This is a genomic window from Pseudomonas sp. TH08 (assembly GCF_016651275.1).
Classification (GTDB): Bacteria; Pseudomonadota; Gammaproteobacteria; order Pseudomonadales; family Pseudomonadaceae; genus Aquipseudomonas.
In genome coordinates this window covers 1,081,656-1,094,493 of record NZ_JAEKEE010000004.1, presented here as the reverse complement: position 1 = coordinate 1,094,493, position 12,838 = coordinate 1,081,656, and the positions used below count along the sequence as shown (strand labels likewise).

Here is a 12,838-nt window from a genome sequence, read left to right as displayed (position 1 = left end):
GTCGCCTGATTTGTTGTCAGACGCCGCCCTTTTTTATGTCAGCCATTGCTCGGGTCAGGCAGCGCAGTACTGGCGCCGAGCTTGTTGAGGAAGAACAGGTACACCAGGCCCAGGGCGATCCAGATCAGCCCGAGTTTCTGCGCATCGACGCCCATGTTGTACATGATGGCCGCGACGATGATGAAGCCGATCACCGGACAGATCAGGTGGCGCACAACCTGACCGGACTTTTGCCGACGCCAGTAGTAGTTGATCACGGTCAGGTGCAGCAGCATGAAACCGCTGAGTGCGCCGAAGTTGACCAGCGAGGTCAGGGTGTCGACCGAGTTGATGAACAGGTAGCAGATCACCAGCGACAGCACGGCCACCAGATAAATACTCAGATATGGCGTGTTGTGTTTCGGATGCACCTTGGCCAGCACTTTCGGCAGTTTGCCGTCGCGAGCCATGCCGAACAGCAGCCGCGATACCGCCGCTTGCGAAGTGATCGCCACGGCAACGCCCCAGGCCAGCGCGGTCGCTACACCGGTCAGCGTCGCCAGCCAGCTGCCTGCTGCGATTTCAGCGATTTCATAGAAGGCGGTGTCGGCGGATTTGAAGCCCATGCCCGCTGCCAGATCAGTGGCAATCCAGGTTTGTGCAACGAAAATCACGCCCATCACCAGCAGGGTAATCAGCGCGGCCTTGCCGACGCTTTTGCCCGGATCACCTTTGATTTCTTCGGCGAGCGTCGAAATCGCATCGAAGCCGAGGAACGACAGCACCGCAATCGATACGGCTTGCATCAACAGAGCGAAGTTGAAGGTTTCCGCGTGATACAGCGGCGCCAGAGTCAGTTCGCCGTTACCGCCACCGTTGTGCAGGGCAGTCCAGGCGTAGAACAGGAAAATGCCCAGCACGATCAGTTGCGCCAGCAGGAAAATGATGTTCATCCGCGCGGTGAAGGTGATGCCGCGCAGATTGACGAAGGTGGCGCTGACCAGAAACGCCAGAATGAAGCCGACTTTCGGAATGTCCGGATACAAATGGTTGAGCGCCATGGCTGCATAGACATAAAGCAGCGGTGGAATCAGCAGGTAATCGAGCAGCATCAGCCAGCCGGCGATAAAGCCGACGTGTTGATTCAAACCGCGTTGCGCGTAGGAATACACCGAGCCGGCAATCGGGAACGCCTTGGCCATGCTGCCGTAGCTCAACGCCGTGAACAGCATCGCCACCATGCCGATGATGTAGGCCAGCGGCACCATCCCCGGTGCCTCGGCATTGACATAGCCATACACGCCGAACGGGGCGATGGGGATCATGAAGATCATCCCGTACACCACCAGGTCAGTGAGGGTCAGGCTACGTTTCAACTCTTGCTTGTAGCCGAATTCTTCAATTTCCATGAAGCGCAACTCCTTGTCAGCCAGTCGATCGTTTTTAGTTGTTATATCGGTCCATCGTTTACAGCGTCAGCAGTGCTCGAAACATCCGTTACAGCAGTCTTTCGTTACAGCAGGGGCGCGAGGTATGCGGCCCAGCGCGACACGGCTTCGGGGCTGCGCAGCAAGTCGTTGCGCACCTCGATCAGCAGCGAGTCGAGGCCACGGGCATCGCCGTGCACCGGCACAGTCATGTCGCCCAGCGGATCGATCTTGTACGGCTGGTTGCCCGCGACTTTCAGCGGATGCTCGCCAAGGCCATCGAGCACGCGTTGCGCGTACCTTGTGGCCTGACCAAACAACACGCCGATTTCCAGTGGACGCGGCTGGCCGTAATACACCGGGGTGAAACTGTGAATCCCCACCACGCGCACCGCTTGACCGTTGGCGAGGCGCTCGTCGATCAACGTCTGCAAGCGTGCGTGAAACGGCTTGAACAGGGTCTGACGGCGGTACTCGCGTGTGGCTTCGTCGAGGTCGCGATTGCCCGGGACCTGATAAATCTCGCTTTGTGCCGGGATGCTGTCGGGTGCATGCCGCGGGCGATTCAGATCGATCAGCAGCCGTGAATAATTGGCGCTCAACAAGGTCGCCCCCAGTGTCTGCGCCAACTGCTCGGCCAGTTGCAGCGCGCCAATGTCCCAGGCGATGTGTTCACGGGCCGCAACGTCGTCCAGGCCCAGATTGTTCAGGGCGTCGGGGATGTAGCGGCTGGCGTGTTCGCACACCAGAATCAACGGGTGCGTCGAGTCCTCGCGGCTCAGGTTGTAGGCCGGTCGGGTGTACAACCCCAGTTCGGCGGATTCAGTACAGGCGTGCATAGTGCTCACACAAGTCAGCGGGCGAGAGCTGTTCCGTCAGCGCCAGTTCCTCGGTTTTCAGGGCGTGGTAGGTGTCGAGCAACGGCTTGGGCAGCCAATCATTGAAGGCTGCACTGTCGCGCAGGCAGTCCAGTGCCTGAGCCAGCGAGGCGGGCAGGGCAACAATGCCCCGGGCCTTGCGCTGCTCGTCGTTGAGTGAATCTGGAACGTCATCGGTGATGGCGTTCAGCGCCAGACGCTGTTCAATGCCCAGTCGTCCGCAGATCAGCAGGGCCGCCATCGCCAGGTGCGGTGAGGCGGTGGCGTCCATGGCGCGGAACTCCAGGTTGAACTGCTGGGCCACGGATTTTCCGCCCAGCGTCACGGTCGGGCAAATGCGCAGCGCCGCTTCCCGGTTCTGTTGGCCGAGGCAGGCGTAGGATGCACTCCAGTGATGCGGCTGCAAGCGTTGGTAGGAAACCGGCGTCGGCGCGGTGAATGCACACAGCGCCGGCAAGTAGTGCAGGATCCCCGCCGCCCAATGCTGACCGAGGCTCGACAGGCCGTTGCTGGTGCCCGCGTCGTAAAGCATCGGCTGGCCACTCAGATCAAGCAGGCTGACGTGCAAGTGCACGCCGTTGCACACCGCATTCTCAGCGGTTTTGGGGGCGAAGCTCAGATCCAGACCCAGTTGCCGGGCGATCTCGCGGGTGATTTCACGCACGTTTACCGCGCGGTCTGCCGCAGCCACACCCAGCGTCGGGCGACAGGTGATTTCGTATTGGTGCTTGCCGTATTCGGGCAGGAACATTTCCGGCTCGACGCCGCCGGCGCGCAGCGCGCTGAGCAACCAGCCACCGAATTCGGCGCCTTGACGCTGGGCTTCGAGGGAAAACGCCAAGTGCTCGGCAAAGCCTGCGTGCAGGTTGAACTCATGCTCGAACGCAGCGTTGACCTGCAAGCCCAACTCGTCACGATAACGCTCCACTTCATCGCGCAGCAGCGTACGCGGGCATGCGCCCCACGGGCGGCCATCGGTTTCGTGGATGTCGCCGTGGATGAAGTCCAGCGCTGGGGCATCGGCATCCGGGCCATTGTTCACGGTCACGCGGCTGCTCAGATCCGGGATCAATCGCAGGTCGCCGTAAGCGCCCCACGGATTGTTCGAGGCGATGATGTCCTGCGGGGTCAACGCACTGTTGGCCGGCACCCAGCCACAACCGGCCGCCTGATAATGCTCCAGCTCATCAGTGGGAAACGAGCGTCCCCGGGTGATGCCGATCAAGTCGGTGGTGACGATGGTGGTCATCGGCAGCGGCGTCAGGCGAGCGCTCATGGCTGCATCTCCTGCAAACGGCCGAGCACGGTTTGCGTATCGGTGATCCAGCAATAACCCTTGATCGCGTTCAGGCAGGCGTCATGGCGTTCGGCGCTGTAAGTGGCGCAGGCGTCTTCGACCAGGGTCACCAGATAGCCGCGGTCGGCGGCGTCACGCACGGCCATGTCCACGCACTGGTCGGTGACGATGCCGGCGATGATCAGGTGACGGGTTTCAAGGTTGCGCAGCACGTAGTCGATGGCGGTGGAGTTGAACACGCCGGACGAGGTTTTCGGCAGGACGATTTCGTTTTCCAGCGGTGCCAGTTCGGTGATGATCTGTGCCTGCGGGCTGCCCTTGGGCAGGTGCATGTCTGACAGTTTGTGGTCGAGCGAGCGATCGCGACCATCAGCAGTCAGGCTTTCAATAATCGTGTGCAGCACGTTTTGCCGCGCCTGGCGAAACGCGCTGAGCAGGCGTTGCTGGTTGGGCACCACCTGCGCGCGGGCACGGCTGAGGAAGTACTCGGCGTCCGGGCCATTGAGGTGCGGGTCGAACTGCGGTTCGAGCCAGGCGCGCTGCATGTCGACCAACAGCAGCGCGGTCTGGTCGGGGGCAAACGGCAGATCCCGTGGCGAGCGGTGGGGAAGGCTGAACATCCTTATTTATCCTCCAGCAGGTGAGTGGCGAAGTCGTTGCGCAGGGCGTCGATGCCTTCCAGGCGATCGGCCAGATCGGGGCCACGCAAGGTCAGGCAGGCGATCAATGCCTCGACCTGAGCCAGCGCCGGCACCATGGTGTCGAACGGTGATGCCGATTCCACCGGGGCGCTGATGATCAGATCAGCCATCTCGCGCAGCGGCGACGCATAGATGTCGGTAAACAGCACCACTCGGGCGTTATTGTTTTTCGCAGCACTGGCGACGCGCAGGGCCTGGGTCTGGTAGCGGCGATAGTCGAACACCAGCACCACGTCCTGGCGTTGCAGGTCGAACAGCCGGTCCGGCAGCAGCGCGTTGTCTTCCAGGGCAAAGCAACCGGGGCGCAGCAAGCGCAGATGATTGAGCAGATAAGTCGCCATCAGGCTGCTGAAGCGTCCGCCGAAGCAGTACACCTGGTGACGTGTGTCGAGCAGCCAGTCGGTGAGGATCCGCACGTCTTCCGGCTGGGTCAGCGACTGGGTTTCGACCAGCAGGCGATGGCTCTCGCCCAGATAATGGCCCCAGGCGTCATCCTTGTTTTGATGCGCACGCGGCTGCAACAAGGTACGCGGCGAGCGCAGGCGATGGTCCATGTCGCTGAGCAGCGCTTCCTGGAATTCGGCATAACCGCCAAAACCGAGCTTTTTCACCAGCCGCACGATGGTGGGATCGCTGACACCGGCATGTTCGGCCAGACGTGCCATCGGTCCCAAGCCATTGCGCGGGTACTGATCAAGCAAGGCGCGAACGACTTTGCGCTCCGACGGCGTAAGATCCAGGCCGGGATCGGTGATCAGGTCTCTGAGAGGGGGCATCCGGGCTCCTGCTGGATGGAGGGGTGTTGAATTCGCTTCATAATCCGTTAAAACAGTATTTATGTAACTGGCGCTACATGTCTAGTGAATTTTTTGTCCTTTTGCCAAGGCCCCAAAATGGAGCAAGATGCCCGTGTAACAAGGGCTACACGGTAGTCGTTCTGCTTTGTAGTCCATTGCCCACAGTGATGTCAGATTTTGCCGATTTTGCGCTTAAGTCACTTTTTCGCGAAATTGCATCAAGCCCCCTGAGCCCCCGGTTTACGGCACAATTGCCCTTGGTTCGGCATTGCGCCGTGGATTTTCATGATTCTCGACAGAGTGATCGATCGTGCAGACCAGCCGTTTGACATTGATTTGCCATGCTCGAACCGTCGCACAGAAATTGTCGCGTTTTCCTACGAACGAGCCTGTTGAAAATCAGCGTTTGGCGTCCGACTCACTGGCTGACCGTTTCGACGGCGCGTTCCGTCTGCTATGCGGCCCCGAGTTACGCACACGGCAGACCGCCGAGTGGTTTGGCCCGGATGCCGAGATCGATCCGGCATTGCGTGATTGTGATTGGGGCCGCTGGCACGGGCAGTCGCTCAAGCAGTTGCAGAATAGCGACGCGCAAGCATTGCAAGCGTGGCTCGCCGATCCCCACGCCGCACCGCCCGGCGGCGAGTCGGTGGTGCAACTGGGCGAGCGAGTGGCGGCTTGGCTCGATGGGTTGAAAGCCACGCCAGGGCATATCGTCGCCATCACTCATCCTTACATCGTGCGTGCGGCGCTGATGCAGGTGGTGCGGGGCGCTGCATTCAATGCAATAGATGTCGAGCCGCTGGCAATGGTCGATTTGCGCTTTAACGGTATCTGGCGGCTACGCTTGCCCGGCATCGACATTGAGGAGGCTGTCTGATGAAAAAGCTGCTGGTGATCGGCATCGGTGCCGGTAATCCGGACTACATCACGATGCAGGCGGTGAAGGCGCTGAATCAGGTCGATGTGTTCTTTCTGATGGATAAGGGCCAGAGCAAGAACCAACTGATCGATCTGCGCCGCGAGATCTGTGAGCGCTATATCACCGATCCTGCCTACCGTTTCGCTGAAGCCCATAGCCCCGAGCGTGAGCGCGGCGACGTCGACTACGCGGCCAGCGTCGACGACCTCAACCGCGCCAAGCAACACACCTTCGAACGGCTGATCAACGACGAATTGTCTGACGGCCAATGCGGTGGTTTCCTGGTCTGGGGTGACCCGGCGTTGTACGACAGCACGATTCGTATTCTGCAGGCGATTCTGGCTTCAGGCCGGTGTGACTTCGAGTTCGAAGTGATCCCTGGCATCACCAGCGTTCAGGCGTTGGCGGCGCAGCACAAAGTGCCGTTGAACACGATTGGCCGCTCCGTTGAAATCACCACCGGCCGGCGCTTGGCGGCGGGTCAGGTGAGTGACGCGGACAGTCTGGTGGTGATGCTCGATGCTGAAGATTCCTACCATTCGGTGGCCGATCAGGACACCGAGATTTTCTGGGGCGCCTATCTGGGTACGCCGGATGAGATTTTGCTCAGCGGCAAGCTCAAGGATGTCGCGGATCAGATCGAGCGGGTACGCAAGGCCGCCCGGGCTGAACATGGCTGGATCATGGATACCTATCTGCTGCGCAAACCCTAGATCTCAATGACCGGACGGCCCTTTCGCGAGCAGGCTCGCTCCCACAGGGAATTGTGGTCGGTGCAAAGATTGGGTCTGTCCTCACGAGGGACTTAGTACATGGGGCAGACAGCGAGCGGATGTCGTGGATCCGCCCGCCGCCTGTATTGCTCGTTACACGCGTTGCAGCGCCAGCGCTACACCCTGGCCGCCACCGATGCACAGGGTCGCCAGACCCTTCTTCGCATCGCGCTTGATCATTTCATGCAGCAGCGTCACCAGCACGCGGCAACCCGAGGCACCGATCGGATGGCCCAGCGCAATGGCGCCGCCGTTGACGTTGACCTTGCTCAGATCCCATTGCAGATCCTTGGCCACCGCCAGCGATTGTGCCGCGAAGGCTTCGTTGGCCTCGATCAGGTCGAGTTGGTCGATTTCCCAACCGGCCTTGTCCAGGCAGCGGCGGGTCGCCGACACTGGACCGATGCCCATGATGGCCGGGTCGACGCCAGCATTGGCATAAGCGGCGATTTTCGCCAGCACTGGCAGACCAAGCGCTTTGGCTTTTTCGGCACTCATCAGGATCACGGCGGCGGCACCGTCGTTCAGCGACGAAGCGTTGCCAGCGGTGACGCTGCCGTCCTTCTTGAACGCTGGACGCAGTTTCGCCAGGGATTCGGCGGTGGTGGCACCACGCGGCTGTTCGTCGACCTTGAACGCAACCGGATCGCCTTTGCGCTGCGGGATCAGGATCGGGGTGATTTCATCGACAAAACGCCCGGCCTCGATGGCGGCGGCGGCTTTCTGCTGCGACGCGGCAGCGAAGGCATCTTGCTGCTCACGGCTGATGTCGTATTTCTCGACCAGATTCTCGGCGGTGATACCCATGTGGTAATCGTTGAACGCATCCCACAGACCATCGCTGATCATGGTGTCGACGATTTGTGCATGGCCCATGCGCAGACCGGTACGTGCGCCCGGCATGACATAGTTGGACAGGCTCATGTTTTCCTGACCGCCGGCGATGATCACATCAGCGTCGCCGCAACGGATCGCTTGCGCGCCGAGGTGCAGGGCTTTGAGGCCCGAGCCACACACCTTGTTCAGGGTCATGGCTGGCACGGCGTGAGGCAGGCCAGCCTTGATCGCAGCCTGACGCGCCGGGTTCTGGCCGGCACCGGCGGTCAGCACCTGGCCCATGATCACTTCATCGACCTGGGCACCGTCCAGACCCGTCTGCTCAAGCAACTGGCGAATGACCGCTGCGCCCAGATCCACGGCGGAAACGCTGGCCAGCGACCCCTGGAAACTGCCGATCGCGGTACGCGTGGCGGCAACAATTACGACGTCTTGCATTTTCGAATTCCTCACTGGGCAGCGAACTGCATTTCCGGTACGTGATCCGGGACGATCATTTTACCAGCGGTTTTTGCGACGATTTCCTCGACGCTGACGCCAGGTGCGCGTTCCTTGAGGACAAAAGCGCCATTTTCGATTTCCAGGTAGGCAAGGTCGGTCAGCACACGCTTGATGCAGCCGGCGCCAGTCAACGGCAGGCTGCATTTGGATAACAGCTTCGACTCACCGTCCTTGGACGCGTGGGTCATGATGACGATGATGTTATCGGCGCCAGCCACCAGGTCCATCGCACCGCCCATGCCCTTGACCAGTTTGCCGGGAATCATCCACGAGGCGATGTTGCCTTCGACGTCGACTTCGAACGCGCCCAGCACAGTCAGGTCGACATGGCCTCCGCGGATCATCGCGAAGGATTCGGCGGAGTTGAAAATCGATGCGCCGACGCGTGCGGTCACGGTCTGTTTGCCGGCGTTGATCATGTCGGCATCGATGGTTTCTTCAGTCGGAAAGGGCCCCATGCCGAGCAGGCCGTTTTCCGATTGCAGCATGACTTCCATGCCTTCGGGAATGTAGTTGGCGACCAGGGTCGGAATGCCGATGCCAAGGTTCACGTAGTAGCCGTCCTGCATTTCGCGGGCGACGCGCTGAGCCATTTGTTCGCGGGTAAGTGCCATGTTGTTATTCTCCGTCAGCCTGAATTATTTGCGGATGGTGCGCTGTTCGATGCGTTTTTCGAACGTGCCGCAAATGACCCGATCGACGTAGATGCCCGGGGTGTGGATCTGCGATGGGTCCAGTTCGCCGGGTTCGACGATTTCTTCGACTTCAACCACAGTGATCTTGCCCGCGGTGGCGGCCAGCGGGTTGAAGTTCTGCGCGGTGTGGCGGTAGATGACGTTACCGAAATGGTCGGCTTTCCAGCCTTTGACGATGGCGAAGTCGCCGGTGATGGATTCTTCCATCAGGTACTTGCGACCCTTGAACTCACGCACTTCCTTGCCTTCGGCGACAGGTGTGCCGACGCCAGTAGCGGTGAAAAAGGCCGGAATGCCGGCGCCGCCTGCGCGCATTTTTTCGGCGAGAGTACCTTGCGGGGTCAGGATGACTTCGATTTCGCCTTTGAGTAGTTGCTCTTCGAACAGCTTGTTTTCGCCGACGTAGGAGGCAATCACTTTGCTGATCTGGCGGTCGGTGAGCAGTACGCCGAGGCCAAAACCGTCAACGCCGCAGTTGTTGGAAACCACGGTGAGGTCGCGGGTGCCCTTGCGCTTGATTTCGGCGATCAGGTTTTCCGGAATGCCGCACAGACCGAAACCGCCGGCGATGACGGTCATGCCGTCCTCAAGCCCGGCGAGGGCTTCCTCGTAGGAACTCACGCGCTTGTCGAAACCTGCCATATGCACCTCTTTTATTATTTGCGGGCGGCTGGCTAGCCGAATGACTGGAGTGTCGCGCTGGACGATATATTTGTTAAGTTGATTTTTAAGGTTGATTGATAGATAAAACTCAATAAAGTCTCTTCAAATCACCTAGCCCCTGTAGGAGCTGCCGCAGGCTGCGATCTTTTGATGTTGTTTTTTTAAGATAAAAGTCAAAAGATCGCAGCCTGCGGCAGCTCCTACATTAAGGTCGCCTGACGCCCATGACCATCAAACAAATCCGTGCCTTTCTCGCCGTCGCGCAAAGCCTCAGCTTCGCCGTGGCCGGCGAGCGCCTGCACCTGTCGCAATCGGCGCTCAGTCTGACCATCAAGGCTTTGGAGGAGGGCTTGGGCGGGCGCCTGTTCAGCCGCAACACACGCAATGTCGCGCTGACCCCGGAAGGCGAATCGCTGTTGCCGCTGGCCCGGCGTCTGATCGCCGACTGGGACAACGCCGAAGATGAAATGCGTCAGCGCTTCAGCCTGCAACGCGGGCGGGTGACGCTGGCGGCGATGCCGTCGTTTGCCGGCAACCTGTTGCCGCCGATCCTCAAGACCTTCCGGGCGCGCTATCCGAACGTCAGCGTCACGGTCAACGACGTGATCAACGAGCAAGTGCTAGAGATGGTTCGCGACCGCCAGGTGGAACTGGGCGTAGCGTTCGAGCCAATGCAGAACACTTCGATGACGTTTACGCCGCTGTATATGGATCGCTTTGTGGCGGTGGTGCCGCAGGATTCGCCGCTGGCCAATCGCACCGAGATCGACTGGCAGACACTGTTGCAGGAGCCGTTTATCACGTTGCAGCGGCCCTCGACTGTACGGGTGATGCTTGAAGAGCATTTGCACGCGCGGGGCATGAAGTTGCCGGTGGAATTTGAAAGTCATCAATTGGCAACGGTCGGGCGGATGGTTGCCAGTGGACTGGGGGTGAGCGCGGTGCCGGCACTGTGCGCCGAACAGATGCAGGAATTGGGCGCGCGCTGTCTGACGCTGAATGATTCGGTGGAGCGGGCGATCGGCGTGTTGACCGAGCCGGGCAATGAACTGTCGGCGGCGGCGCAGGCGCTGTTCGATATCCTCAAAGCCGAACACTGAACCTGTAGGAGTGAGCGTGCTCGCGATAGCGGTGTTTCAGTCTGCAAAGATGTTGGCTGACAAGACGCTTTCGCGAGCAGGCTCACTCCTACAGGGAATTTATGTGTTCAGGAGATGAGCTGTTGCGATAGCAACGGCAGGAGCTGTTCGCAGGAGGCTTCGATTTTCAGATCCAGCAAATCATCCGCCCGGGTCTTGCCCAGGTTGATCGCCATCAACGGTTTGCCGCGATCCGCAATCACCCGGCACAAGCGAAACGCCGAGTAGGCCATCAACGAAGACCCGATCACCAGCAACCCTCCGGCATTCTCGGCCGCCGCCATCGCCCGCGCCGCTGTGGGCTGAGCCACGTTTTCACCGAAAAATACCACGTCCGGTTTCATCCGCTCGCCATCGCAATGCGGGCAGCGCGGCGTTTGAAACCGAGCTTCGAATGCCGGATCAAGCAGCGTGTCGCCATCCGGCGCCTGCACCGCATCGACCCCGGCCAGATATGGATTTTGCGACTCCATCAACTGCTGAATCGCATCCCGCTCGCTGCGCTGACCGCAATCCAGGCACAACACGCGATGCAGGCTGCCGTGCAGTTCAATCACGTCATGACTGCCGGCCTGATCGTGCAGGGTGTCGACGTTCTGCGTGATCAGCCCGCTGATCCGCCCGTGACTCTGCAGACTCGCCAATGCCTCATGCGCCGCATTCGGCCGTGCCTGACGCACCCGTGGCCAGCCGAGCATGGCCCTTGCCCAGTAACGGCGGCGTGATTCGGGAGCGGCGAGGAACTCCTGATACATCATCGGCTGACGGCCACGGCGCACACCCTCGCTGTCGCGGTAATCAGGGATGCCCGACGGTGTGCTGATGCCGGCACCGGTCAGCACCAGAAAATTGCCATCGGCCATCGCTTGTTGCAGCGTATCGAGGTGTTCGAGGATCGGGCTGTCGAGCATGGTCAGCGCTCCTGGCAGAGAGAATGCCTTGCAGGTTAGCACCGACCCCTGTAGCGAGGGAGCTTGCTCCCGCTGGGGCGCGAAGCGGCCCCAAAGGATGGGCCTGCTGCGCAGTCCAGCGGGAGCAAGCTCCCTCGCCACAGGGTATGTGTTCTTTTCAGTCCTGATGATTTACTTGCGCGCCTCCAGTATCAGGTTGAACGGCGTTTGTGTGGCTCGGCGGAAATGTTTGAATCCGGCCTCGGTAAAGACCTTGCGCAGACGCATTTCCCCAGCCTGCGCTCCTAGGCTGAGGCCGACCTCCTGAGACAGCGAATTCGGCGTGCAAATGAACGTCGAGGCCGCGTAAAACAACCGTCCGACCGGTGTGATGTTGTCGTCGAGTGAATCATTGGCAAACGGCTCGACCAGCAACACCGTCCCGTCATCCTTCAGCGACTCGAACGCATGGCGGGCCGCACCGACCGGATCGCCCATATCGTGCAGACAGTCGAAATAGCAGATCAGGTCATAATCATCGCCGGGATAGCTTTTCGCCGTGCCCTGGAAGAACCGCACGCGGTTGCTGACTTTTCCTTCTTCAGCACGCTGTGTGGCGATGGTGATCGACGGTGCGTGGTAATCGAATCCGACAAACCGCGAGTTGGGAAAAGCCTGAGCCATGATCACCGTCGACGCACCGTGTCCGCAGCCGATGTCGGCGACCTTTGCGCCGCTTTCAAGTTTGGCTACCACGCCGTCTAGCGCCGGCAACCATTCGGCGATCAAGTGGCCTTTATAGCCCGGGCGGAAGAACCGCTCAGTGCCGGTGAACATGCATGGATGATGATCGCCCCAGGGCAGGGCGCCATTGCCGCGCATGGCTTTGACCAGTTTGTCCTTGTCGTGGAAAAACGACGCCACCACCCCGAGGCCGCCCGCGACGTAAACCGGTGAGTCCTCGATGGCCAATGCTAAAGCCTGTTCTTCCGGCAGACGGAACTGGCCCTCTGAATGTTCCATGTAGCCGGACGCCGCATGAGCGCTGAGCCATTCACGTACCAGTCGCGGGTTGCAGGAGGTTTTTTCGGCGAGGCTTTCGGGGCTGATCAGTTGGCTGTCGGCCATCGCCCGGTACAGCCCGAGTTCTTCGCCGACGATGACGTTGGCGAGCATCGCTGCGCCACCCATGTCGTTGACGAGTTTGCCCATGAACTCGTTGAGTCGGGACTCGTCCATCACATGTGCTCCTGAAACAGGATCACGGTCCGGCGACGTTGAGGTCGAGGCATGCGCCACCGGGCGGTGGTCATGGAAACGGGCAGGGCACGGCAAAAGT

At 60.3% G+C, this 12,838-nt stretch carries 13 protein-coding genes; 3 read left to right on the top strand and 10 right to left on the bottom strand.

The genetic code is table 11. From position 1 onward, the window contains the following. Window positions 1–38 precede the first annotated feature (38 nt). The 5 genes from JFT91_RS21925 to JFT91_RS21905 form a co-directional block, all read right to left on the bottom strand. A complete protein-coding gene (locus tag JFT91_RS21925) occupies window positions 39–1,388 on the bottom strand; it encodes an APC family permease (protein ID WP_201227025.1) in 1,350 nt (449 codons plus the stop codon). Window positions 1,389–1,492: 104 nt separating this feature from the next. Continuing rightward, a complete protein-coding gene (locus JFT91_RS21920) occupies window positions 1,493–2,245 on the bottom strand; it encodes an N-formylglutamate amidohydrolase (RefSeq protein ID WP_201233839.1) in 753 nt (250 codons plus the stop codon). After that, entirely contained in the window at window positions 2,229–3,560 is a 1,332-nt protein-coding gene (locus JFT91_RS21915) for a type I glutamate--ammonia ligase (protein WP_201233838.1), read from the bottom strand. Before JFT91_RS21915 ends, JFT91_RS21920 begins: the two co-directional genes overlap by 17 nt. After that, entirely contained in the window at window positions 3,557–4,201 is a 645-nt protein-coding gene (locus tag JFT91_RS21910) for a cysteine hydrolase family protein (RefSeq protein WP_201233837.1), read from the bottom strand. The genes JFT91_RS21915 and JFT91_RS21910 overlap by 4 nt, the downstream gene beginning before the upstream one ends. A gap of 2 nt (window positions 4,202–4,203) precedes the next feature. After that, window positions 4,204–5,058: a MurR/RpiR family transcriptional regulator gene (locus JFT91_RS21905; RefSeq protein ID WP_201227021.1), complete on the bottom strand. Its 855-nt coding sequence runs from the start codon at window positions 5,056–5,058 to the stop codon at window positions 4,204–4,206. A 331-nt stretch (window positions 5,059–5,389) separates the two neighbouring features. Between JFT91_RS21905 and JFT91_RS21900 the strand changes: the two genes are divergently transcribed. Beyond that, the gene (locus JFT91_RS21900; RefSeq protein WP_201233836.1) at window positions 5,390–5,959 is read left to right on the top strand and encodes a phosphoglycerate mutase family protein; all 570 of its coding nucleotides are present in this window, start codon (window positions 5,390–5,392) and stop codon (window positions 5,957–5,959) included. Beyond that, complete coding sequence (cobF, locus tag JFT91_RS21895) at window positions 5,959–6,714, top strand: precorrin-6A synthase (deacetylating) (protein ID WP_201233835.1); 756 nt, start codon at window positions 5,959–5,961, stop codon at window positions 6,712–6,714. The genes JFT91_RS21900 and cobF overlap by 1 nt, the downstream gene beginning before the upstream one ends. A gap of 153 nt (window positions 6,715–6,867) precedes the next feature. On the opposite strand, the gene JFT91_RS21890 is transcribed toward cobF, so the two are convergent. The 3 genes from JFT91_RS21890 to JFT91_RS21880 are packed head-to-tail and all read right to left on the bottom strand — an operon-like array spanning window position 6,868 to window position 9,449. Beyond that, window positions 6,868–8,049, bottom strand: a complete 1,182-nt coding sequence (locus JFT91_RS21890) for an acetyl-CoA C-acetyltransferase (RefSeq protein WP_201233834.1) — start codon at window positions 8,047–8,049, stop codon at window positions 6,868–6,870. Window positions 8,050–8,060: 11 nt separating this feature from the next. Continuing rightward, window positions 8,061–8,726: a CoA transferase subunit B gene (locus JFT91_RS21885; protein ID WP_201233833.1), complete on the bottom strand. Its 666-nt coding sequence runs from the start codon at window positions 8,724–8,726 to the stop codon at window positions 8,061–8,063. A gap of 24 nt (window positions 8,727–8,750) precedes the next feature. Beyond that, a complete protein-coding gene (locus JFT91_RS21880; RefSeq protein WP_103306907.1) occupies window positions 8,751–9,449 on the bottom strand; it encodes a CoA transferase subunit A in 699 nt (232 codons plus the stop codon). Window positions 9,450–9,694: 245 nt separating this feature from the next. On the opposite strand from JFT91_RS21880, the gene JFT91_RS21875 reads away from it, so the two are divergent. Continuing rightward, window positions 9,695–10,570 (top strand): LysR family transcriptional regulator, encoded by an 876-nt coding sequence (locus tag JFT91_RS21875; protein ID WP_201233832.1) that lies wholly within the window; start codon window positions 9,695–9,697, stop codon window positions 10,568–10,570. 107 nt (window positions 10,571–10,677) lie between these two features. Here JFT91_RS21875 and JFT91_RS21870 read toward each other — a convergent pair whose 3' ends face one another. Together JFT91_RS21870 and JFT91_RS21865 are read right to left on the bottom strand one after the other, a co-directional pair. Then, the gene (locus JFT91_RS21870) at window positions 10,678–11,520 is read right to left on the bottom strand and encodes an NAD-dependent protein deacetylase (RefSeq protein ID WP_201233831.1); all 843 of its coding nucleotides are present in this window, start codon (window positions 11,518–11,520) and stop codon (window positions 10,678–10,680) included. Window positions 11,521–11,691: 171 nt separating this feature from the next. Further along, entirely contained in the window at window positions 11,692–12,738 is a 1,047-nt protein-coding gene (locus tag JFT91_RS21865) for a class I SAM-dependent methyltransferase (RefSeq protein ID WP_201233830.1), read from the bottom strand. Window positions 12,739–12,838: the final 100 nt, after the last annotated feature.